Source organism: Streptomyces sp. NPDC004134 (assembly GCF_042874195.1).
In the GTDB taxonomy this organism is placed as follows: domain Bacteria; phylum Actinomycetota; class Actinomycetes; order Streptomycetales; family Streptomycetaceae; genus Streptomyces.
Genome location: NZ_JBIAMS010000003.1, coordinates 310822 through 332386, shown reverse-complemented (window position 1 = coordinate 332386; position 21565 = coordinate 310822). Strand labels below are relative to the sequence as shown.

The following is a 21565-nucleotide window of genomic DNA, read 5'->3' as shown; positions in this document are numbered from 1 at the left end:
GTTACTCAGTCGTAGAAAAGATCCTCACCTTTTCGCGCCACCGGAGGCGGGACCCCCATGACCCGACAGCCGTACCTGCGCAAGGCCGGCCTGATCACCCTCGTCACGGTCCTCTTCGCCGCCCTGACGGCGCTCGGCACCGGGCCGGGCACCGCCGCCGCGGCGAACGACTGGTGGGACCCCGTCGCGCGGCCCGCCCCGGACTCCGGGGTGAACGTCACCGGCGAGCCGTTCCGCGGCACCGACGCCCAGGGCAACGTGCGCGGCTTCGTCGACGCGCACAACCACGTGATGTCCAACGAGGGCTTCGGCGGCCGGATCATCTGCGGCAAGCCGTTCGACCAGCGGGGCGTCACCGAGGCGCTGAAGGACTGCCCCGAGCACTACCCGGACGGCGCGCTCGCCCTCTTCGAGAACGTCACCGGCGGCGCCGACGGCCACCACGACCCGGTCGGCTGGCCGACGTTCGAGCACTGGCCGGCCAACGACTCGCTCAGCCACCAGCAGAACTACTACGCCTGGCTGGAGCGCGCGTGGCGCGGCGGGCAGCGGGTCCTCGTGCAGGACCTGGTCACCAACGGCCTGCTCTGCTCCGTCTATCCGGCCAAGGACCGCGGCTGCGACGAGATGGACTCGATCAGGCTGCAGGCCGAGAAGACCTACGAGATGCAGGACTACGTCGACGCCATGTACGGCGGCGCCGGCCGCGGCTGGTTCCGCATCGTCACCGACGCCGGGCAGGCGCGCGCGGTGGTCGAACAGGGCAAGCTCGCGGTCGTGCTGGGCGTGGAGACGTCCGAGCCGTTCGGCTGCAAGCAGGTGCTGGGCGTCGCGCAGTGCGACAAGGGCGACATCGACCGCGGCCTGGACGAGCTGTACGGCATCGGCGTGCGCAGCATGTTCCTCTGCCACAAGTTCGACAACGCGCTGTGCGGGGTGCGCTTCGACTCCGGCACGATCGGCGCGGCCGTCAACATCGGGCAGTTCCTCTCCACCGGCACGTTCTGGACCACCGAGAAGTGCACCGGCCGGCAGCAGGACAACCCCATCGGCCTGGCGGACCCGCCCGCCGAGGCGGCGAAGCTGCTGCCCGCGGGGGTGTCCGTGCCGTCGTACGACCAGGAGGCCCGGTGCAACACCCGCGGGCTGAGCGGGCTCGGCGAGTACGCGGTGCGCGGGATGATGGACCGCAACATGATGCTGGAGCTGGACCACATGAGCGTCAAGGCCGCCTGCCGGGCGCTGGACGTCCTGGAGTCGGAGTCGTATCCGGGTGTGCTGTCCAGCCACAGTTGGATGGACCTGGACTGGACCGAGCGGCTCTACCGCCTCGGCGGCTTCTCCGCCCAGTACATGAACGCGGCCGAGGACTTCGTCGAGCAGGGCCGGCGCGGCGCCGAGCTGCGCGACGAGTACGGCGCCGGATACGGCTACGGCACCGACATGAACGGCGTCGGCGGCTGGCCCGCGCCCCGCGGCGCCGACGCCCCGGACAAGGTCGCGTACCCCTTCAGGAGCGCCGACGGCGGCTCGGTCCTCGACCGGCAGGTCACCGGCGAGCGCACCTGGGACTTCAACACCGACGGCGGCGCGCACGCGGGCCTCGTACCCGACTGGATCGAGCAGATGCGGCTGCACGGCGGCGGCGACGTGGTCGAGGACCTGATGGCGGGCGCCGAGTCGTACCTGACGACCTGGGGCGCCACCCAGAGCCACGAGCGGCCGGCGAACCTCGCCGCGGGCGCCGCCGCGACGGCCAGCTCCACCGAGTTCAGCCTGCTGACGAGCTACGCCCCCGGCCGCGCCGTGGACGGCGACCGCGGCACCCGCTGGGCCAGCCACTGGAACGACGACCAGTGGCTGCGGCTCGACCTCGGCGAGAGCCGCCGGATCGGCCGGGTCACGCTCGACTGGGAGCGGGCCTACGCCAAGTCGTACCGCGTCGAGGTCTCCGCGGACGGGAGCGCCTGGCGCACGGTGTGGGCCACGCAGAGCGGCGACGGCGGACTCGACACCGCGGTGTTCGACGCCACCGATGCCCGCTATGTCCGGGTCGTCGGTGTGCAGCGGGGCACCGGGCACGGCTATTCGCTCTACGAGGTCGGCGTCCACGCCCGATGACGGTTCGGCGTAAGATCGGCCAATGGCTGACTTGACCGAAACCACACCCGGCTGGCTGGCTCCCGAGGAGCTGGAGTCGGCGCGCGCACGGATGCCGGTCCTCTACGTCGACGCGGTGCCCGTGCGCGTCGACGACCGGGGCGAGGTCACCCACGTCGGCCTGCTGCTGCGGATCGGCCCGGACGGCGCGGTGAGCCGGGCCCTGGTCTCCGGCCGGGTGCTGCACCACGAGCGGGTCAGGGACGCGCTGCTGCGGCATCTGGAGAAGGACCTCGGCCCGGTGGCGCTGCCGCGGGTGCCGTCGTCGCCGCAGCCGTTCACGATCGCCGAGTACTTCCCGACGCAGGGCATCACGCCGTACCACGACCCGCGGCAGCACGCGGTGTCGCTGGCGTACATCGTGCCGGTGGCGGGCGACTGCCGGCCGCGGCAGGACGCGCTGGACTTCGTCTGGTTCACGCCCCAGGAGGCGGGCTCTCCCGTCGTCCAGCAGGAGATGCCCGGCGGCCAGGGCCATCTGCTCAAGCAGGCGCTCGCGCACGTCGGATACGTCTCTTCCTGAGCCCCCCTCCTGCAAAGCCCCCCGGCCGCCGCCTCAGCCGTCCGCGGGGCCGGCCAGCTCCACCCGGGCCAGCTCGGCCCGGGACGCCACGCCCAGCTTGGGGTACGCCTTGTACAGGTGGTGCTCGACGGTGCGCGGGCTCAGGAAGAGCCGCGCGCCGATCTGCCGGCTGCTGAGCCCCTGCGCCGCCAGCCGGGCCACCTGCAGCTCCTGCGGGGTGAGCCGGTCGGCGGGCCGCACGCGGGCGCTGGGCGGGGCGGCGCTCACGGCGGTGCCGGTGGCGCGCAGTTCGGCGCGGGCGCGGTCGGCCCACGGGGCGGCGTCCAGCCGCTCGAAGCCCTCCAGCGCGGCGCGCAGCGGCTCCCGGGCCTCGCTGCGGCGGCGCTCGCGGCGCAGCCACTCGCCGTAGAGCAGCTCCGTACGGGCGCGTTCGAAGGGCCGGCCGCCCTGCTCGTGCAGGTGCAGGGCCCGCAGGTACGCCTCCTCGCCGCCGCCCAGCAGGGCCGCGCAGCGGGCCGCGACCGCCAGCGCCCAGGGCCGGCCGCCGCCCTCCGCCCAGCGCCGGAACCGGTCGAGCGGTGCCTGCGCCCGCTCCGGGCGGCCCAGCCGCACGGCGGCCTCGACCAGGTCGCCGGTGGCGGCCAGGAGCACCGCCGTGTGCCGTCCTGGGCCGCGCCAGGCGGTCTCCAGCCGGTCGAGGGCGGCGGCGTGGCGGCCGCGGCTCAGGTCGAGCATGCTCAGCGCGCAGTCGGCGGCGACCCGGCCGGTGTCGGACGCCCGGCCGGCGAGTTCCGCGCAGCGGGCCGCGTCGCCCTCGGCGGCGGCCAGCCAGGCGCGTACGACGTCCAGTTCGCCGGCCCTGCGGTGGAGCCCGGTGTCCCGGGCGATCGCGGCGGCCTCGGCGACCGACGCCGCGGCGGCGCGGTGCCGCCCCGCGGTCCGCTCCGCCATGGCCTGCGCCTGGAGCACCTTGGGCAGCCGGCCGATCAGCCCTTCCGCGCGGCAGCGTTCGGCCTCGTCGGCGGCCAGGTCGAGGGCGGCCTCGTCGTCGCCGAGGATGATGCTGCCGTAGAGGGCCTGCATGCGCTCGTCGCCGTCGACCCGGCTGACATCCGCCGCGCTGCCGTACGCGGACTCCCGCGAGGCCCGGCGCACCCGGGCGACGTACCCCGCGAGCAGCGGCAGCCCGCGCGCGTAGTCCTCCTCCAGGAGGTACGCCATGGCGTCCGCCGCCTCGTCGGGGCGGCCCAGCTCGCGCAGCCGGCGCGCGGCGACGCCGACCGGCTCGGGGCTGCCGGCGAACCACCCGAAGCCGGCGGCCGTGCGCAGCAGCGCCGCCGCGTCGTCCGGCGCCGCGTGGGACGCGCCCCGTACCAGCAGGGCCGCGGCCCGCCCGGGTGCGCCCCGCTCGAACTCCACCACCGACCGCACCCGCGCCAGCTCCGCGCGCAGCGCGCCGTCCCCGGCCCGCGGCTCCGCCTCCTCCGCCAGCTCCGCGGCCCACTCCAGCTTTCCCGCGGACGCCGCGGCGCTCACCGCGGCGACCAGCCACGCCGCCTGGTCGCCGCGGTCCGGGGCGAGCTGCGCCGCGCGCCGGAACTGGCCGGCCGCGGCGGCGTAGGCGGTACGGCGCCGGGCGCGCTCCGCCGCCGCCGCGATCTCGGCGGCGGCGCCCGCGTCCGGGGCCGTGGTGGCGGCCGCGAGGTGGTGGGCGCGGCAGTCGGGGTCGCCGGTGGCCCCGGCCAGCGCGCGGTGGGCGGCGATCCGGGCGGCCAGCGGTGCGCCCCGGTACGCGGCGGTGGCGACCAGCGGGTGCCGGAAGGCGACCGCGGTGCCGGTGGTGTGCAGCAGCCCGGAGCGGTCGAGTTCGTCGAGTCCGGTGCCGAGCGCGTCGGCGGCGCGCAGCAGCAGCGGCAGGTCGCCGCGGGCCTCGGCGGCGGCGAGCACGGCCATCAGCCGGGCCCGCTCGGGCAGGCGGTCGAGCCGGGCCCGGAACGCGGCGAGCACCCGGTCGGCGACCGGCAGCGGCTCCCGCGCCCCGGGGGCGGCGCCCGGCCCGCTCCCGGCCGCGGCGGCGAACTCCAGCAGCGCCAGCGGGTTCCCCGCCGACTCGGCGACGATCCGGTCCCGCAGCTCCGCGGCGAACCCGCGGTCCGCGAGCAGGTCCGCGGCGTCCCGGGCGCCGAGCCGCGGCAGCGGCAGTTCCGCCAGCCCGTGTCCTGCCAGCCCTTCGTCGCGTACCGCGAACACCATCGCGACGCCCTCGGCGGCCAGCCGCCGCGCGGCGAACAGCAGCGCCTCCGCGGACGACCGGTCGACCCACTGGGCGTCGTCGACGAGGCAGAGCAGCGGGCCGCGCCCGGCGAGCCCGGCCAGCAGTGTGAGCACGGCGAGCCCGGTGAGGAACCGGTCGGGGCCGCGGTCCTCGCCCGCGTCCAGCACCGCGCGCAGCGCCGCCCGCTGCGGCTCCGGCAGCGCGCCGATGCGGTCCCGCACCGGCCACAGCAACTGCACCAGCCCCGCGAAGCCCAGCTCCGCCTCGCGCTCGGCGCCGGTGACGCGCAGCACCGGGAGGCCGAGCCCGGCGGCCTCCTCCGCGGCCCAGTCCAGCAGCGCGGACTTGCCGATCCCGGCCTCGCCGCGGAGCACGAGCGCGCCGCTGCGGCCGCTCCCGGCGCCCGCGAGCAGGTCCTTCAGCGCCGCCTGCGCGGCGGATCTCCCCAGCAGCACGCCCTGTCCTCCCCGGTTCTCAGCACCACAACGCGCGGCTGCCCCAGGCCCATTCCGGCGGGCACATTCCGAAGACTTGCGGATGCGGATACGTAGACCCCCCGGCCTAGCGTCACGGGCACCGCGCCGGCGACCGCGCAGCCCGCCGCGCGGTGGGGCGCCGGCTGCGCAGAACCGCACCACCACGGAGCACACCGATGCCGTACGCACCCTCCCCCGCCCGCCTCCGGCGACCGGGCCTGAGCCTGGCGCTGCTGGCGCTCGGGCACCTGGTCATCAGCCTGGACCTGACCATCGTCTTCGTGGCGCTGCCGCACATCGCGGCCGACGTGGGCTTCACCGCGCACACCCAGCAGTGGGTCGTCAGCGTCTACGCGGTCCTCTACGGCGGCTTCCTGCTGCTCGGCGGCCGGCTCTCCGACCTCCTCGGGCGGCGCCGGATGTTCGTCGCGGGAATGGCGCTGTACGGCACGGCGTCCGTGCTCGGCGGCCTGGCCACCGCACCGGGGGTGCTGCTCGCGGCCCGCGGGCTGCAGGGGCTGGGCGGCGCGGTGCTGTTCCCCGCGGTGCTGGCGCTGGTCAACACCGCGTTCGCGGAGGGCAGGGAGCGTACCCGGGCGCTGACGGTCTGGGCGATGGCCGGCGCGGGCGGCCTCACGGCGGGGTCGCTGGCCGGCGGGGTGCTGACCCAGGCGTTCGGCTGGGAGGCCGTCTTCTTCGTCAACGTCCCGATGGCGGCGCTGGGTGCGGCGGCGGCGTTCGCCCTGCTGCCGGCCGACGGACCCGCCGGGCGGGGCGGCATCGACGTGCCCGGTGCGCTGACCGGCACCGCGGGGGTGACCCTGCTGATCTTCGCGGTCGCGCACGGCTCCGAGGCGGGCTGGACGGCGGCCGAGGTGCTCGCCGCGGCGGCGCTTGCGCCCCTGCTGCTGGGCGCGTTCCTGCGGGTCCAGGCGCGCGGGCGCAACCCGCTGATGCCGCTGCGGGTGTTCCGCAACCGGGCGCTGAGCGCGGCGACCGTCGTGATCCTGCTCTTCGGCTTCACCACGCAGGCCGTGCCGTACTTCCTGACGATCCACTTCCAGAGCGTGCTGGGCTTCAGCGCGCTGGAGACCGGTCTCGCCTTCCTCGGCCCGACGCTGGCGATCACGGCGGGCAACTTCCTGAGCGAGAAGCTGGTCCACCGCTTCGGCAACCGCGCCTCGCTGACGGGCGGCATCCTGCTCAACGCCGCGGGCGCGGCGCTGCTTGCGCCCGGCTTCCGGGCGGACGGGTCGTTCGTCACGGTGCTGGCCGGGATCGTGGTCGTCGGCCTGGGCATGGGCGTCACGTACGAGTGCATGTGGATCGCCGCGGGCACGGGGGTGGCGGAGGAGGAGCAGGGCCTGGCCTCCGGGGTGGCGTCCACGGCGCTGCAGATCGGCACGGCCACGGGGATCGCGGTGCTCGTCGCCGTCGCGAACCGGGGGGTGGACGGGCTGGCGGGGCAGGCGCTGCGGGAGGCGACGGCCGGCGGCATGCGGGACGCGACGTTCGTGCTTGCGGTCGCCCTGCTGCCGGCGGTCCTGGCGGCGCTGGCCCTGCCGCGCGGCAAGGCCCGCGTGGTCGCGGCGGGTGCGCCGGAGTCCCGGGAGGAGCCGGAGGAGGAGGCGGCGGCCGCTCGCGGTGCCGGGCAGGTGTCGTGAGCGGCGGGCGCGGTCCTACGGGCCGGGGCGGCGGGGCCCGTGGCAAGTGAGGGCTCACGGCCGGGAGTCGGGGCCGCAAAGAGGCCGGATGCCGGGTGCGGGAGCCCGGTGGCCGGCGCGGAGGCGGGTCAGCGGTGGGCGCGGGCCCAGAGGGCGGGCCAGCCCGCGGCGAGCCAGGAGGCGGGGGCCCGCAGGCCGTCGGCCGCCACGCCGTCCCAGAACGCCCCGGTGTCCGCGCCCAGTTCGCGGGCCGCGGGGAAGGCCCGCTGCCAGGGGCCTTCCGGGTCGTCGAGGCCGGTCGCCGGGAAGCCCGGCACGGTGACGGCGCGCGGCTCCGCGACGGCGGCCAGGGGTATCGCGGGCGCGCGGCAGGTGACGGCGACGGCCGCCGCCCGGCGTCGGCGGGGCCGAGCGCGCGCAGCGCGGCGAGGACGGCGTCGCGCTTGTCGCCGCGGGCGCCCGCGAGCCGCGCGGACCGGAAGCCGCCGCCGAGATCGACGCCCGCGCCGGCGGCGACGGCGCCGCCCGCCGCGATCAGCCGCTCCAGCGCGGCGACGGCGGCCCCCGCGGGCTCCTCCCCCGCCTCCGGCGGGCCGAGCGCGACGGGGGCGCCCGCGGGGGCGTCGGCCTGCTCGGCCAGTCGTACGGGCACGCCGGAGCGGGCGGCCCACGCCGCCTGTCCCGTCGTCACCACGCCGTCCGCCAGCCGGAATCTCATCCGACACAGGATGGCGGAGGCGGTCCCGCGCCGCCAACGTCATTTCCCGGGCCGGCGGATGGCGCGGCGGGCGGGACGGGCCGGACGGCCGCCGGCGTCAGGGGGCGGGCGGCGTCAGGGGCGGCCGGCGTCGGGGACGCGCTCCGCCTCCGGCGGCGGGGCCGGCGGGGTGCCGTCGCCGAAGGGGTGCCCGCCCAGGTGCTCGCGGTGGTGCGGCGTCAGCCAGCCGGAGAGGTCGGGCCCGGCGGGGACGACGCCGGTGGGGTTGATGCCCGTGTGGACCTCGTAGTAGTGGCGCTTGATGTGGTCGAAGTCGACCGTGTCGCCGAAGCCCGGCGTCTGGTAGAGGTCGCGGGCGTACGCCCACAGCACCGGGTCCTCCGCGATCTTGTTGCGGTTGCACTTGAAGTGGCCCTGGTAGACGGGGTCGAAGCGGACCAGGGTGGTGAACAGCCGGATGTCGGCTTCCGTGATGGTGTCGCCGACCAGGTAGCGGCGGCCGGACAGCCGCGCGGACAGCTCGTCCAGTTGCCGGAACACGTCGTGGTACGCGACCTCGTACTCGTCCTGCGTGGTGGCGAAGCCGGCCCGGTAGACGCCGTTGTTGACGTTCCGGTAGACGCCGTCCATCACCTCGTCGATCTCGTCGCGCAGCGCCTCGGGGTACAGGTCGGGCGCGCCGTCGCGGTGCAGGGCGGTCCACTCGGTGGCGAAGTCCAGGGTGATCTGCTGGAAGTCGTTGGTGACGAGCTTGCCGCTGGGCACGTCGACGATCGCGGGGACGCTGACGCCGCCCGGGTAGCCGGTCTCGCGCGCGTCGTACGCCTCGCTGAGGAAGCGGATGCCCAGCACCGGGTCGCGGTCGTCGGGGTCGAGGGTGAAGCGCCAGCTCCGGTCGTCCTGGATCGGGTCGGTCACGCCGACGGAGATCGCGGGCTCCAGGCCGAGCAGCCGCCGCGAGATCAGCGTGCGGTTGGCCCAGGGGCAGGCGCGGTTGACGACGAGCCGGTAGCGCCCGGCCTCGACGGGCCAGCCGTCCTCGCCGGCCGCGGTGATCCGGTCCGCGAAGTGGCTGCGGGAGCGCTTGAAGCGCTTCCTGCCGTACTCCGTGTTCCCCTGGCCCGCCCCGTCGCTCGCGCTGCTGCTCATCGCCGGCTCCTTCGTCGACCTGCCTGACACCACCGGCCCCATTGTCCAGTGCGGCCCCGCCCGCTGTCAGGCGATGCGCTGCCCGCCGGGCGCGTCGCCACACGGCCGGATCAGGGCTTTGCCCCGGCGGTGCGGTAGTGGTAAATGCACAGCTCGCGGAACCCGGCGCGGGCGTAGAGCCGCAGGGCCGCCGGGTTGTCGCGCTCCACCTGGAGGTACAGACCCGCCGCGCCCTGCGCCCCCGCCCAGTCCGCCAGCGCGCCGAGCACGCGCGCCCCGGCGCCCCTCCCCCGCGCGGCGGGCAGCGTGGCCATGGCGAAGACGCCGGCCCAGCCGGAGTCGGCGACCGCGCGGCCCACGGCCACCGTCTCGTCGCCGTCCAGGACGCGGGCGTACGCGGACGGTCCCGCGACCCGGTCGAGCAGCCCCCGGGCTGCGGCCCCCGCGCCCCCGCCGCGGACGGCGTGCCAGACGCCGAACCACGCGTCGCCCGGGCGGTCTTCGATACGCACCTGAAGCGGGCCCCCGGCCCGCTGCCCCGGCACGTCGGCGGCCGCGGCGGCCTGGAGGGAGACCGGGTGCGCCCGGTCGTAGCCGCGTGCCGCGAGCAGGCCGTCGAGCCCGGCGGGGCAGGCGGCCGGGGTGATCTGGAACCGCGGCGTGCCCCCGTGCCGGGCGTAGAACTCCTCGGCGCGCGCCACCCGGCGCGCCAGCTCCGCCGCGGTGGACGTGTCGGCACCGCCGGGCCCGTCGGGACCGTGCGGCAGCACCGAGGCCACCCACCACGAGCTGCCCGGGTCATGGCGCAGCCACCAGCCGTCCGCGTGCTCGACCCGTTCGGCGGGCAGCGCCCGCGCCGCCCGCTCCTGCAGCCCGCGCACGGTCCCGGCCAGGGCACCGGCCGCGCCGGCGGACTCCGAGGGAATCATCCGGGCACTCTAGGGCCGCCGGTGGGGCCGGAGAAACACGGTGGCAGCGGGCCGCCGCGGTCTGCGAGGGTGACGCCGATGAACGCCGTATTCCGCCCCGGTCTCGCGCTGGCCCGGGACTTCCACGCCGAGGCCGTCGCCCCTCTCCTGGACCGGGCGCTGGCCGGGAAGCCGTACGCGGCCGCGCTGCTGGGCTGGGGTTCGGAGGTGCAGGGCTTCGACACCCCGCGCTCGACGGACCACGCCTGGGGCCCGCGGCTGCAGGTGTTCCTCGCGCCGGCCGACCACCGGGCGCACGCGGCGGCGCTGACCGCGCTGCTCGACCGGGAGCTGCCCGAGCGGTTCGGCGGCTACCCGGTGCGCTTCGCGTTCCCGGACGGCACGGCGCCGCGGCACTGGGTCGACGTGCTCGATACCGGCGCGCACTTCGCGGATCAGCTCGGCGAGGCGCCGGACGGCGGGCTGCCGGCGGGCGGCTGGCTGGCGGCGCCGTGGCAGGTGCTGCGGGAGCTGACGGGCGGCGCGGTGTTCCACGACGGTGCGCGAGTGCTCACCTCGTACCGGGAGCACCTCCGCTGGTATCCGGACCCGGTGTGGCGCTACGTACTGGCGTGCCAGTGGCAGCGGCTGCAGCAGGAGGAGCCGTTCGTCGGGCGCTGCGGGGAGGTCGGGGACGACCTGGGGTCCGCGGTGACCGCCGCCCGGCAGGCGCGGGAGCTGATGCGGCTGTGCCTGCTCATGCGCCGGGTCTACCCGCCGTACGGCAAGTGGCTCGGCTCCGCCTTCGCCGCGCTCCCGGAGGCGGCGGAGCTGGGACCGCTGCTCTCCGGTGCGCTGGCGGCGCGCGGCTGGCGGGAGCGCGAGCGGCAGTTGTCGCCCGCGTACGAGCGGGTGGCCCGGCTGCACAACGAGCTGGGGCTCACGGAGCCGCTGGCGCCGGAGGTGCGCCCCTTCCACGAGCGGCCGTTCCTCGTGCTGGGCGCCGAGCGCTTCTGCGCCGCGCTGCTGGCCACGGTCGGCGACCCGGAGCTGGCGGCGCTGCCGCCGGTGGGGTCCGTGGACCAGTACGCCGACAGCACCGACCTCACGGCGCACGGCTTCGCCGACCGCCGCCGCCGCTATCTCCCCCGGCCCGGCGGACCCGTCAACTGACGGGCGGGGCCGGTGGCCCCCCGCCGCGCAGCCGGCGCAGCACCAGCAGGCCGCCGACGCCCGGGACGACCGCCCGCGGCCGGGCGCCGGGCGCGGTGTGCGCCGGGGTCGTCGCCCAGGTGAGGGCGATGACCGCGAGGTAGGCGGTGCCGTGCACGGGGCCGCCGAGTGCGGTGACGGCGCCGGTGTGCACGGTGGCCAGATTGACCAGCAGGGCCGCGAGCGTGACCAGTTCGACGGCGGCCGCGATCCGCAGCGCGCGCACGGCTCAGGCCCCCGTGGTGGAGCCGGGGCGGACGATCATCAGCACGACGACGACCGCCCACAGCAGGTTGAAGACCCCGGTGAGCATGGCCAGCCGGCCCGCCGCGGGCCGCAGTTCCTCGCCCGCCACGGCGGGGGCGTCGCCGCTCACCCTGGTGAGCATGCGCTGCTGTCCCGGCAGGATCGCGAGCGCGAGCAGGGCCGCGGCGCCTGCCGTCAGCGCGATCGAGGCGAGCAGCCAGGCGTCGGTCAGCACCCCGAGCTGCGCCCCTGTGGCCACGCCGAAGGCGGGCACGGCCAGGCCCACGACGGCGTACGCGCGGCAGACGCGGTGCAGGAACGCGGGGGTCCGGTCGCGGTGCGCGGGGTCGGCGGCGGCCGATTCGCGGGCGATCCGGGGGAACACCGACGCGGCCACGGCGATCGGCCCGATGGCCAGGATCGCCGCGAGCACATGTATGGACAGCAGGAGCTTCGTCACCGCACCCTCCCGGGGCTATATGTTGGCTACCAATACATAGCACACCAACAACAGGAGGTAGGGTGGGCAACCATGAGAGGCGATCCGGTACGCGGACACTTGGACGGACTGCTGCTCGCGGCGCTCGAAGGCGGCCCGCTGCACGGCTACGCGATCATCACCGCCGTGCAGCAGCGCAGCGCGGGCGCGCTCGAACTGCGTACGGGCACGGTCTATCCGGCGCTTAACCGGCTGGAGCGCACGGGACTGCTGCGCAGCACCTGGGAGTCGGTGGGCGAGCGGCGGCGCCGCTGCTACGAGCTGACCGACGCGGGCCGCCGCGCGCTGGCCGACGAGCGCACCGCCTGGCGGGAGTTCACCAGCGCGATCGGCTCGGTCCTGGACCCAGGCCGCGCGCCGAGGCCGGCGACGTGACCGCCGCGGAGCACCGCGGCGCGGGCGCCGACGGCGCCGCCGCCCCCGCACGCGGCGCCGTCGAGGACCACCTCGCCGCCCTGGACGCCGTGCTGCACGGCCCCGCCCGCGTCAAGTCCCGGATGCTGGCGGAGGTACGCGACGGGCTCGCCGACGCCGCCGACGCGCACGCCGAGGCGGGCGCGCCCTCCCCCGCCGCCGCGGCGGCCCGCGCGGTGCGCGACTTCGGCACCGTGGCGGAGGTCGGCCCCGCCTTCCAGCGTGAACTGACCGTCGCGCAGGCCCGGCAGACCGCCCGGATCGTCGCGCTCGTCGTCCCGTTCCTGATGGCCTGCTGGTACCTGGTCGGGGCCACCGCACAGGACGCCGGCGGGCGACTGCCCGCGGCCGTACACGTGCTCGCCGCCAACCTCGGCGGCCTCGCCGCACTGGCCGCGCTGCTCGCCGCCGGGTCGCTGGCCGCCACCGGCGCCCTCGCCCACCGGGCCGCCACCCCGCGGCAACTTCCGCTCGTGGTGGCCTGGACCGGCACCACCGCGGCCGTGGCGCTGGCGGTCAGCGCGCTCACGCTCACCGCGGGCGCGGTGCTGGCGCAGGACTGGCCGGCGGGCGCGCTGGCGGGCGCGGTCACCCTCGTCGCGCACACCCGGCTCGCGGCCTCCGCCCGCGCCTGCCGGCACTGCGCGCTGCTCGCGCGCTGACCCGTCCGTACGCATGCGTACGCGCCGGTGCGCCACCGCGATCGCCCGGCGGCCCGGGGCGCGCCGGCGCCCGCGGCGCCCGGACGGCGCGCCGCGGGCGGGACGGCAGGCCCGGCCGCAGGGCTGCGGCCGGGCCGGTCCGTACGGCAGGTGGCGTACCGTACGGCCCCTCCCCGGTCTACGGGAGCCCGCGGTCCAGCGCGTTGAACAAGGTGCCGTTCGGCAGGTCTCCTGACATCTCCCAGACCATCCCGCCGAGCAGCCCCTTCTGTCTGATGTACGCGGTCTTCTGGTCGATCGCCCAGGTGTCGTCGAAGGACCACCACTGGCCGTTCGCCCCCGTGTACCCGTACGTGGCCACGGACTGGGTGTCGTGGTGCACCGTCATGTTGGGCACCATGGCGACCAGGTTGTCGTAGCCGCGGTTGCCGGCCTCCTCCTGGAACTGGCCGGGCGCGGCCCCGTTGGCGCTCTGCCACTCGCCGTTGGCGCCGCCGTCGGCCACCTGCTGCCAGCCGCGCCCGTAGAACGGGAAGCCGATGGTCAGCTTGCGCGGCTTCACGCCCGCGTCCAGGTAGTGCTGCACGGCGCCGTCGATGCTGAAGTCGTTCGGGTACGGCGACTGCGCGTCCGGGTACAGGTTGGCCTGGTGGCCGGTGCGGTTGGGCTCCCACGAGTTGTCGCTGCCGGAGCCGTGGAAGTCGTAGCCCTGGACGTTGGCGAAGTCCATGTACTTGAAGATCTCCTTCAGGTCCCAGCCGGCGTCGATCTTCTTGGGGTCGGCGGGGGTGAAGGCGGTCAGCAGCTTGTGGTCGCCGCCCAGCGCGTCGAGCTGCCGCCGGAACTCGGCGATCAGCGCGGTGTTGTTGGCCTTGTCGGCGGTGGACCAGTGGTTGCCCGGGTGGCCGTCGGGCGATCCGGGCCACTCCCAGTCCAGGTCGATGCCGTCGAAGATGCCGGCGGCCACGCCGGGGCCGCCGGCGCCGTTGTACGCGGGCAGGTCGCCCTTGATGTACATGTCGATGCAGGACTTGACGAACTTCTCCCGGGAGGCGGGCGTCCTGGCGACGTCGGAGAAGTACTTGGAGTAGGTCCAGCCGCCCAGCGAGATGAGGATCTTCAGGTGCGGGTGCTTGGCCTTGAGCTTCTTGAGCTGGTTGAAGTTGCCGCGCAGCTTGCCCCAGCCGTCGTCGGCGACGCCGTCGACCGACTGGCCGGCGGGGAAGGCCCGGCCGTAGTCGGCCTCGGCGTCGCCGGCGCCGTCGCCCTGGTTGGGGTCCTGCGGGTTCGGCGTGGTGCCCTTGGTGACGCCGTTGAGGCAGGTGAGGTTCTGCGGGTCGATGTTGGCGAAGGCGTAGTTGATGACGTCCATCTTGGCGGCGGCGCCGGAGGTGTCGAGGTCCTTCACGAAGTACTGGCGGCCGTAGATGCCCCACTGCACGAAGTAGCCGACCTTGGCGTAGCCGCCCTGGCCGACGGCCTCGTCGGTGGTGACGGTCAGGGTGCTGCTTGCGGGCGAGGGGTTGTCGGCCGCGTCGCGGGCCCTGACCGTGAAGGCGTACTGCGTCGCGGGCGTCAGCCCGGTCAGCGTGGTGGTCAGGGTGTCCGCGGGCACGCTGGCGACCAGCGCGGAGCCGCGGTAGACGTCGTACGCGGCGACGCGCTTGTCGTCGGTCGCCGCGTCCCACCTGAGCGCCACGGTGCTGGACGTCACGGCCGTGGCGCGGAGGTTGGGCGGCGCCGTGGGCGGCACGGTGTCGGTCGCCGGGTCCACGGTCGTCGCGGTCACGGGGGCGCTGGGCGGGCCCTCGTTGCCGCGGGAGTCCTTGGCCCGGACGGTGAACTGGTAGGAGGTGGCGGGGGCCAGGTCGCGGACGGTGGCCTGGGTGGTGGCGCTGGCCGCCACGACGGCGCCGCCGCGCAGGACCTCGTACGAGGTCACGGGGAAGTCGCCCTGCGCCGCCGCGTTCCACTTCAGCGTCACGGTACGGGCGGTGGTGTCGGCGACGCTGACGCCGCCCGGTGCCTGCGGGGGAACGGCCGGGCTGCCGTCGCACTTGTCGCCGTTGATCAGGCAGCCGGTGGGCGCGGTCATCGGGCCGCTGCCGGTGAAGGTGTAGCTGTACGGCTCGGTGTTGCGGCCGGCCGGGACGCGGGCGTTGTAGTACGCGGGCGTGACGGTGACGTGCCGGCCGGCGACCTGCGCGGTGCCGTGGGTGTGGTTGCTGATCGACACCCCGGCCGGGAGGTCGAACTCCAGCGACCAGTTCTCCACCGCGGCGGTGCCGGCGTTGGCCACCACGAACTTGCCCGTCCACGACGAGCCGCTGCCGGAGCTGCTGAACGTCGCGGTCAGCCCGGCCTGGGCGCTGGCCGGCGGGGCGAGCGTGGTGAGCCCGGTGAGCGCCAGCGCCAGCACGGCGAGGACAGCGAGCAGGCGCCGGGACACGGGGAACGATCTGAGGCGTAAGGGTGCGGCTCTCTGCACGGACACGGCTCTCCTTGTGGGGAAGACGGCGTCCACCCGCGCGGCGGGAGTTCGCGTGCTCGGGTGGTCGGACGCGAATCGTGCGGTATAGACCTCTAAGACAACCCTGGGTCGCGGACATGTCAATGTGGGCCGCAGGAGCGCCGGACCGTACCAATCCGGGCGGCCGGACGACTCCACCACGCTCCGGCGCACCGGAAAGGACTGGACCAATCCCCCTAAATTTTACCGTCCCTTGACCCATGCACGGCCCGACTCGCTTCCGGACAGGGGCCGTCGGCGCCCCGCCCGGATCAGGACCGGCTCAGATCCAGCCCTGCTGCCAGGCCCGGTGCGCGGCGGCGTGCCGCGAGTTCGCGCCGAGCTTGGCCATCGCGGCGGAGAGGTAGTTACGTACGGTCCCGGGCGCCAGGTGCACCTCGGCCGCGATCTCCGCGACCGAGGCGCCGGTACGGGCCGCGCGCAGCACCTCCAGCTCCCGGTCGCTGAGCGGGCAGTCGTCCTCGGTCAGCGCGGCGGCGGCGATGTCCGGGTCGACGTAGCGGCGGCCGGCGGCGACGTCCCGGACGATCTCCGCGAGCCGCGCCGCGGGGGTCGTCTTGGGCACGAAGCCGCGGACCCCCGCCGCCAGCGCGCGGCGCAGCACGGCGGGCCGGGCGTGCCGGGTGACGATGACGACCTGGGTGGGCAGTTCGGCGCGGATCTCCTCGGCGGCCGTGAGCCCGTCGGTGGGCGGCATCTCCAGGTCGAGCACGGCGATGTCGGGGCGGTGCTCACGGGCGCGCAGCACCGCGTCGGTGGCGGTGGCCGCCTCGGCGACCACGTCGAGGTCGTCCTCCAGCGCGAGCAGCGCGGCGAGCGCGCTTCTGAGGAGGTCCTCGTCGTCGGCGAGGAGCAGCCGGATCACCGGGCGGCGCCGTTCACCGGGCCCGGCAGCGAGGCGACGACCTCGAAGCGGTCGCCGTCGCGGGCCCAGGTCAGCTCGCCGCCTGCGGCGCGCAGCCGCTCGGCGAGGCCGGGCAGGCCGGAGCCGGAGCCGGCCGGCCGGGCGGCGGCGGACGGTTCCGGCGCGCCGGCGCCGTCGTTGCTGAACCGCAGCCGCGCCAGGCCGCCGGCCAGCCGGTAGTCGACCTCGGCGCGCCTGGCGCTGCTGTGCCGGAGCACGTTGGTGGTGGCCTCCCGTACGACCAGGCCCAGCAGATGGCGCGCGGGCGCGGCGCGGCCGGCGCCGACCGCCGCCGGGTCGAGCGACATCCGGGCGTCGATGTCGGCCGCGGCGAGCACCCGGGTGGCGTTGGCGATCTCGTCGTCGAGCGTGGTGCTGCGGTAGCCGTGCACCACGGCGCGGGTGTCGCGCAGCGCGTCCGCGGCCAACTGCCGTACGTCGCGCATCTCGGCGGCGGCGCGGGCCGCGTCGCGCTCGGCGAGCCGGGCGGCCAGCTCGCTCTTGAGCGCGATGACCTGGAGGTGGTGCCCCTGGATGTCGTGCAGGTCGGCGGCGAACCGCAGCCGCTCGTCCTTCACCGCGACCTCCGCCTCCAGCCGCCGCGCCCGGTCCAGCCGGCCCGCGACGTCCCAGGCCCACAGCGGCCCGAGGAGCATCCAGACGCTGAACGCGACCAGCCCCGCGGGGAAGAGCGCGGCGTACACGAACTCCCCGTCCCCGGTGGCGAGGGCGACGCTGCCCCCCGGCAGCGTCGCCAGCGCGACGGCCCCACCGGCGAACGCCAGCCGGCGGCGGCCGGTCAGATACGTGGCGCCGATCGCCACCGCGATCGCGGGGGCGAGGCCCCACAGCCCGTAGTTCTGCCGCAGCAGCGGCAGGGCGGCGAGCACGACGGTGGCGGCGAGGTCGGCGAACAGCCAGCCGCGCGGCGGGCGTACGGGACCCGCGCCGTCCTTGTCCTGCGGCGCCAGCCGGGCGCTGAGCAGCACCGCGCTGGCCACCGCCGCGACGGCGAGCGCCGCCACGGCCGGGGCGCGGGCCCACACCGGCACGTCGCCGTCCAGCAGCCAGCCGCCGTACAGCGGCAGCAGGCACAGCACGGCGGTGCCCGGCACCGCCCACCATGTGTACCGGCGGAAGCCGGTCAGCCCGGTCCCGCGTTCGCTCTCCCCGTCGCGCACGCCGACATTGTCGCAGCAGCGGCGCGCCCGCGACCTGTGCCGTACGGCCCGTAGCCGCATGACAGATGTCATGCGCGGACGTGACGGCGGCACGCCCGGACGTGCGGCTTCGGCACTACTGGCGGGCGGGCCGCCGCGCGAGTCTGGAACGGCGCCGGGATACCCCGGCCCCGTATCCGGAAGGAGACCGCCGTGCAGACACCCGCCGAGACCGCGGCCCGGCCCGCGGCGCAACAGGGCCACGGCTGGTGGCACTTCGCGCGCCACTACGTGGAGATGGTGGTGGCCATGGCCGCCGGCATGCTCGTGTTCGGCGCGCTGGTCCGCGGCGGGCTGGCGCTCGCCGGCCTCGAACTGTCCGCGGAGCGCCACCCCGAACTGGCGAGCCTGGAGATGGCGTTCGGCATGTCGGCGGGCATGGCGCTGTGGATGCGCCACCGCGGCCACGGCGCGCGGAGCACGGCCGAGATGTGCGGCGCGATGTTCCTGCCCGCGGCCGTGCTGTTCCCGCTGCTGTGGCTGGGCGCGGTGCCGCCGGACTCGCTGCCGGTGCTGGAGCACCTGGCGATGCTGCCGCTGATGCTGCTGGTCATGCTGCGCCGCCGCGCCGAGTACGGCGCGTGAGCCCCGCCCGATCCCCCTTGCGTACCGAGGAGTTCCCATGTCCCTGACGACGTACCCGAAGCCCCCCGCCGATGAGGGCGCCCCCGCCGGGACCGGCCCCGCGCGGGCGCTGCTGCGCCGCTGGCCGACGGCGCTGGCGCTCGCGCTGACCGTGCCCGGCCTGTTCGCCGGCGGCGACGGCGACCCGGGCGGCGCGGTCGACGCCTTCGGCGAGGCGCTGCCCCTGCTGCCGCTGCTCTACCTGATCGTCACCCAGGCGGGCCGGCCGCGCTGGACCTGGCCCGCCCTCGGCGCGGGCGCCGCGGTGATGGTCGCGCTGCGCACGACGGGGCTCGTGGCGCCGTCGGCCGTGCTGGTGGCGGCCGCGGCGGGCCTGCTGCTGTGGGGCGCCGTCCGCGGCACGCCGCACGGCGGGGCCGTCTTCGGACTGCAGGGCGCGGGCGCGGTGCTCTTCTGCGGGCTCGCGGTGGCAGGGCTCGCGGTGGACCCGGACCTGGGGCGGTATCTGGTGGCGGCGGGCTGGCTCTTCCACGGCGTGTGGGACTTCGTCCACCTGCGGATGCGCAGGCTCGACGGGATCGTCTCCCCCACCTTCGCCGAGGGGTGCGGGGTCGTGGACGTGGTGATCGCCGCCGAACTGCTCTTCGCCCACTGACGGTACGGGCCCGGCGGCGCGGCGCCCCGCCGCCGGGTCCGGGATGTCCGCGTACGGCCACGGGAGGGGTCCCCGGGCATGCGTGTCAGCCTGGGACGCCGGCGAGCGGACCGCGGTGGTCCGTCGCGGCCTCCGGTGATCCGGCGGTGCCCGCGGAGGGGAGTACGGCGTGGCAGGGTGGCGGGATCCGGTCGCCGGCGATGACGCCGGACGGGCGCCACGTGATCACCGGAGGCGGCGACGCGCTGCCGCGCGTCCGGCGCCCGGCGCCGTGAAGCCGCCCGGCGAGAGCGGCGCGTACACGGAACATCGGCAGGTCGGCGGTGACGCCGGACGGCAGCCGCGCGGTCGGCGGCGGCGCAGCCCACGTCCGGCACCCGGCCACGTCGCCGGCGACGAGGGCGTAGCCTGCGGCTTCATGGACGAACTCGCCGCGCCCGCCGGGCGCCGCGCCCGCGACCTGGGGCTGGTGGCGGGCAGGCTCCCGGCCGGTCCCCACGGAGCGATCACCGACGTGCCGGGCGTGCGCGTGGGCCAGGTGACGCTGCGCGAACCCCCGCTGCTGCACAGCGGCGTCACCGCGATCGTGCCCGGTGACGTGCACCCGGGGGCGCCGCTGCCCGCCGGGGTGTTCGCCGGGAACGGGTACGGCAAGCTGATCGGCAGCACGCAGCTCGCGGAGCTGGGCGCGCTGGAGACGCCGGTGCTCCTCACCTCGACGCTGTCGGCGTTCCGGGCGGCCGACGCGCTCGTCGGCTGGATGCTGGAGCGGCCGGCGTGCGCGGAGGTGACGAGCCTCAACCCGGTCGTCGGCGAGTGCAACGACGGCGTGCTGTCGGACATCCGTGCCCGGCCGGTGCGGGAGGAGCACGTGCGCGCCGCGCTCGACGCGGCGGCCGGCGGCCCGGTCGCGGAGGGGTGCACGGGCGCGGGCACGGGGGTGGCGGCTCTGGGCTTCAAGGCGGGCGTGGGCACGGCCTCGCGGATGGTGGACATCGACGGACGGGGTGCGTGCGTCGGCGTCCTCGTCCAGGCGAACTTCGGCGGCACGCTGCGCGTCCTCGGCCGTACGGTCACCCCCGCCGACCTCGGTGTCCCAGGGCCCGGCGCCGCGCCCGAGGCGGGCTCGTGCATGGTCGTCGCGGCCACCGACGCGCCGCTGGACGCCCGGCAGTTGACCCGGGTGGCGCGGCGGGCGGTCTTCGCGCTGGCCAGGACGGGCGCGGCGTACGGGCACGGAAGCGGCGACTACGCGATCGCCTTCGGCGTACGGCCGGGCGAGCCGCCGCCGGCGGACGCCGGTCTCGACCCGCTCTTCGAGGGGGTCATGGACGCCGTCGAGGAGGCGGTGCTCAACTCCCTGCTCGCCGCCACCACGACGACGGGTCCGGCGGGCCGCACCCGGTACGCCCTGCCGGCCGGCCGGCTGCTCCGGCTGCTCGGCCGGCGCTGAACGCCGGGCCGGGACGCCGGCGTCTCAGCGGTCGCGGTCTGCGCAGGCCGCGTCGTCCGCCGGTGCGGAGGCGGGCCGCGGGGCGGTGCCGGGGTCGTTCTTGACGTCCGCCACCGCCGGACGGCGCTCGCCGACCGCGGGGGCGAGGAAGATCGCCGTGGCGACCAGCGCGAGGACGGCGATCATCGCGGAGCGCAGCCCGTAGTGGTCGCCCAGGAAGCCGAGTCCCGGCGGGCCGACCAGGAAGGCCGCGTACGCGATCATCGCCACCATGCTCACCCGGGCCGTGGGGTTCGGACCGGAGTCGCCGGCGGCGGAGATAGCGACCGGGAAGCCCAGCGAGGCGCCGAGACCCCAGAAGAGGACCGCGGCGCCGGCGGCCACCGGATGGTCGACGAAGATCACCACGACCAGCCCGAGGGCCGCCGAGATCGCGCTGGTGCGGATCACGAGATACCGCCCGAAGCGGTCGATGAAGAAGCCGCCGCAGAAGCGGCCGACGGTCATGGCGGTGGCGAAGCCCACGTACACCAGGGAGCCCAGCGCGGCGTCGAGGCCGTGGCCGTCGACCATCAGCAGCGGCAGCCAGTCGGTGGCCGCGCCCTCGGCGAGTGCCATGGCCAGGACGACCGCGCCGATGAGCAGCAGCCGGGTGTCCTTCCACAGCGGCCGGCCGCCGGTCTCGCCCTCGCTCTCCTCGGCGGCGTCCGCCTCCGCGGCGGTGGCCGTCCGCTTGCCGACGCCGCCCGGTACGTCGCCGAAGGCGGCGAGGAAGACGGCGAGCGCGACGCCGGACATGATGACCAGATGCCACTGCACGGGGAAGCCGGCGGCCGTGGCCAGCATGCCGAGGCTCGCGCCGAGCACGGTGCCGAGGCTGAAGAAGCCGTGCAGCGCCGTCATCACGGACCTGCCGAGCAGCCGCTCGACCTCCGCCCCCTCCACGTTCAGCGCCACCTCGCCTGAGCCGCCGCCGAGGCCGAAGACGAAGAGCCCGGCGGTCACGAGGGCCGCCGACGAGGCGAACGCCCCCGTCCCCACCCCCGCGACCCCGAGCGCGATCAGCACCGTGCCGCCGCCGATCACCGGCCGGGTGCCCATCCGGGCTACCAGCACCCCCGAGCTGGCGATGCCGATGGTGGAGCCCACGGACAGGCCGAAGAGGATCAGGCCCATCTCCGCCGTGGACGCCCCCAGCTCGTCGCGCACGTCCGGGGTGCGCGTCACCCACGACGAGAGCGAAAGCCCTGGTATGAGGAACATCAGGGACAGCGACAGGCGCCGGCGGCGCGAGGCGGTGGCCATCGGGGGC

19 protein-coding genes are annotated in these 21565 nt (G+C 76.1%); 9 read left to right on the top strand and 10 right to left on the bottom strand.

All coding sequences use genetic code 11. The features are described 5' to 3' along the window. Window positions 1-57 precede the first annotated feature (57 nt). Together ACFYVJ_RS06700 and ACFYVJ_RS06695 are read left to right on the top strand one after the other, a co-directional pair. Window positions 58-2121, top strand: coding sequence for a discoidin domain-containing protein (locus ACFYVJ_RS06700; protein WP_388887196.1), 2064 nt, complete (start codon window positions 58-60; stop codon window positions 2119-2121). A 22-nt stretch (window positions 2122-2143) separates the two neighbouring features. Then, window positions 2144-2683: an NUDIX hydrolase family protein gene (locus ACFYVJ_RS06695; RefSeq protein ID WP_186543319.1), complete on the top strand. Its 540-nt coding sequence runs from the start codon at window positions 2144-2146 to the stop codon at window positions 2681-2683. A 33-nt stretch (window positions 2684-2716) separates the two neighbouring features. Here ACFYVJ_RS06695 and ACFYVJ_RS06690 read toward each other — a convergent pair whose 3' ends face one another. Beyond that, complete coding sequence (locus ACFYVJ_RS06690) at window positions 2717-5413, bottom strand: ATP-binding protein (protein WP_388887193.1); 2697 nt, start codon at window positions 5411-5413, stop codon at window positions 2717-2719. A 197-nt stretch (window positions 5414-5610) separates the two neighbouring features. Here ACFYVJ_RS06690 and ACFYVJ_RS06685 point away from each other — a divergent pair, with 197 nt between their 5' ends. Next, window positions 5611-7098 carry an MFS transporter gene (locus tag ACFYVJ_RS06685; protein WP_388887192.1) on the top strand — a complete coding sequence of 496 codons (1488 nt, stop codon included), beginning with the start codon at window positions 5611-5613 and terminating at the stop codon, window positions 7096-7098. 128 nt (window positions 7099-7226) lie between these two features. On the opposite strand, the gene ACFYVJ_RS06680 is transcribed toward ACFYVJ_RS06685, so the two are convergent. The 3 genes from ACFYVJ_RS06680 to ACFYVJ_RS06670 all read right to left on the bottom strand — a co-directional run bounded on the left by ACFYVJ_RS06680 (window position 7227) and on the right by ACFYVJ_RS06670 (window position 9894). Beyond that, window positions 7227-7415, bottom strand: coding sequence for a hypothetical protein (locus ACFYVJ_RS06680; protein WP_388887190.1), 189 nt, complete (start codon window positions 7413-7415; stop codon window positions 7227-7229). A gap of 515 nt (window positions 7416-7930) precedes the next feature. Further along, a complete protein-coding gene (locus ACFYVJ_RS06675) occupies window positions 7931-8965 on the bottom strand; it encodes a glutathione S-transferase family protein (protein WP_388887188.1) in 1035 nt (344 codons plus the stop codon). A gap of 110 nt (window positions 8966-9075) precedes the next feature. Beyond that, a complete protein-coding gene (locus tag ACFYVJ_RS06670) occupies window positions 9076-9894 on the bottom strand; it encodes a GNAT family N-acetyltransferase (protein WP_388887186.1) in 819 nt (272 codons plus the stop codon). Between the two features lie 78 nt (window positions 9895-9972). Here ACFYVJ_RS06670 and ACFYVJ_RS06665 point away from each other — a divergent pair, with 78 nt between their 5' ends. Beyond that, window positions 9973-11046, top strand: a complete 1074-nt coding sequence (locus ACFYVJ_RS06665) for a DUF4037 domain-containing protein (RefSeq protein WP_388887184.1) — start codon at window positions 9973-9975, stop codon at window positions 11044-11046. Here the strand turns inward: ACFYVJ_RS06665 and ACFYVJ_RS06660 are convergent. Beyond that, window positions 11039-11311 (bottom strand): hypothetical protein, encoded by a 273-nt coding sequence (locus tag ACFYVJ_RS06660; RefSeq protein WP_388887183.1) that lies wholly within the window; start codon window positions 11309-11311, stop codon window positions 11039-11041. The genes ACFYVJ_RS06665 and ACFYVJ_RS06660 overlap by 8 nt on opposite strands. A 3-nt stretch (window positions 11312-11314) precedes the next feature. Beyond that, the gene (locus tag ACFYVJ_RS06655) at window positions 11315-11791 is read right to left on the bottom strand and encodes a DUF2269 family protein (protein ID WP_388887181.1); all 477 of its coding nucleotides are present in this window, start codon (window positions 11789-11791) and stop codon (window positions 11315-11317) included. A 72-nt stretch (window positions 11792-11863) separates the two neighbouring features. On the opposite strand from ACFYVJ_RS06655, the gene ACFYVJ_RS06650 reads away from it, so the two are divergent. Together ACFYVJ_RS06650 and ACFYVJ_RS06645 are read left to right on the top strand one after the other, a co-directional pair. Beyond that, on the top strand, window positions 11864-12205 hold the full coding sequence (locus ACFYVJ_RS06650) for a PadR family transcriptional regulator (RefSeq protein ID WP_027742643.1): 342 nt from the start codon (window positions 11864-11866) through the stop codon (window positions 12203-12205). Continuing rightward, window positions 12202-12906 (top strand): permease prefix domain 1-containing protein, encoded by a 705-nt coding sequence (locus ACFYVJ_RS06645; protein ID WP_388887179.1) that lies wholly within the window; start codon window positions 12202-12204, stop codon window positions 12904-12906. Before ACFYVJ_RS06650 ends, ACFYVJ_RS06645 begins: the two co-directional genes overlap by 4 nt. Before the next feature lie 178 nt (window positions 12907-13084). On the opposite strand, the gene ACFYVJ_RS06640 is transcribed toward ACFYVJ_RS06645, so the two are convergent. From ACFYVJ_RS06640 to ACFYVJ_RS06630, 3 genes are all read right to left on the bottom strand, one after another. Next, the gene (locus ACFYVJ_RS06640; RefSeq protein WP_388887178.1) at window positions 13085-15400 is read right to left on the bottom strand and encodes a glycosyl hydrolase family 18 protein; all 2316 of its coding nucleotides are present in this window, start codon (window positions 15398-15400) and stop codon (window positions 13085-13087) included. A gap of 298 nt (window positions 15401-15698) precedes the next feature. Beyond that, window positions 15699-16301 (bottom strand): DNA-binding response regulator, encoded by a 603-nt coding sequence (locus ACFYVJ_RS06635; RefSeq protein WP_101420051.1) that lies wholly within the window; start codon window positions 16299-16301, stop codon window positions 15699-15701. Next, window positions 16298-17521, bottom strand: coding sequence for a sensor histidine kinase (locus ACFYVJ_RS06630; protein WP_388887176.1), 1224 nt, complete (start codon window positions 17519-17521; stop codon window positions 16298-16300). Before ACFYVJ_RS06630 ends, ACFYVJ_RS06635 begins: the two co-directional genes overlap by 4 nt. A 192-nt stretch (window positions 17522-17713) precedes the next feature. On the opposite strand from ACFYVJ_RS06630, the gene ACFYVJ_RS06625 reads away from it, so the two are divergent. The 3 genes from ACFYVJ_RS06625 (at window position 17714) to ACFYVJ_RS06615 (ending at window position 20253) form a co-directional block, all read left to right on the top strand. Then, window positions 17714-18145, top strand: a complete 432-nt coding sequence (locus ACFYVJ_RS06625; protein ID WP_388887174.1) for a hypothetical protein — start codon at window positions 17714-17716, stop codon at window positions 18143-18145. Between the two features lie 37 nt (window positions 18146-18182). Next, window positions 18183-18800 (top strand): hypothetical protein, encoded by a 618-nt coding sequence (locus tag ACFYVJ_RS06620; protein ID WP_388887173.1) that lies wholly within the window; start codon window positions 18183-18185, stop codon window positions 18798-18800. A 418-nt stretch (window positions 18801-19218) separates the two neighbouring features. Beyond that, window positions 19219-20253, top strand: a complete 1035-nt coding sequence (locus ACFYVJ_RS06615; protein ID WP_388887172.1) for a P1 family peptidase — start codon at window positions 19219-19221, stop codon at window positions 20251-20253. 24 nt (window positions 20254-20277) lie between these two features. Here ACFYVJ_RS06615 and ACFYVJ_RS06610 read toward each other — a convergent pair whose 3' ends face one another. Further along, on the bottom strand, window positions 20278-21558 hold the full coding sequence (locus ACFYVJ_RS06610) for an MFS transporter (protein ID WP_388887170.1): 1281 nt from the start codon (window positions 21556-21558) through the stop codon (window positions 20278-20280). Window positions 21559-21565 lie beyond the last annotated feature (7 nt).

What these genes read in the sequence shown, in the direction of transcription:
- ACFYVJ_RS06610 (WP_388887170.1), bottom strand. Translation starts at nt 21,558, where the DNA reads ATGGCCACCGCCTCGCGCCGCCGGCGCCTGTCGCTGTCCCTGATGTTC.
- ACFYVJ_RS06665 (WP_388887184.1), top strand. Translation starts at nt 9,973, where the DNA reads ATGAACGCCGTATTCCGCCCCGGTCTCGCGCTGGCCCGGGACTTCCAC.
- ACFYVJ_RS06620 (WP_388887173.1), top strand. Translation starts at nt 18,183, where the DNA reads ATGTCCCTGACGACGTACCCGAAGCCCCCCGCCGATGAGGGCGCCCCC.
- ACFYVJ_RS06670 (WP_388887186.1), bottom strand. Translation starts at nt 9,894, where the DNA reads ATGATTCCCTCGGAGTCCGCCGGCGCGGCCGGTGCCCTGGCCGGGACC.
- ACFYVJ_RS06695 (WP_186543319.1), top strand. Translation starts at nt 2,144, where the DNA reads ATGGCTGACTTGACCGAAACCACACCCGGCTGGCTGGCTCCCGAGGAG.
- ACFYVJ_RS06700 (WP_388887196.1), top strand. Translation starts at nt 58, where the DNA reads ATGACCCGACAGCCGTACCTGCGCAAGGCCGGCCTGATCACCCTCGTC.
- ACFYVJ_RS06675 (WP_388887188.1), bottom strand. Translation starts at nt 8,965, where the DNA reads ATGAGCAGCAGCGCGAGCGACGGGGCGGGCCAGGGGAACACGGAGTAC.
- ACFYVJ_RS06615 (WP_388887172.1), top strand. Translation starts at nt 19,219, where the DNA reads ATGGACGAACTCGCCGCGCCCGCCGGGCGCCGCGCCCGCGACCTGGGG.
- ACFYVJ_RS06650 (WP_027742643.1), top strand. Translation starts at nt 11,864, where the DNA reads ATGAGAGGCGATCCGGTACGCGGACACTTGGACGGACTGCTGCTCGCG.
- ACFYVJ_RS06685 (WP_388887192.1), top strand. Translation starts at nt 5,611, where the DNA reads ATGCCGTACGCACCCTCCCCCGCCCGCCTCCGGCGACCGGGCCTGAGC.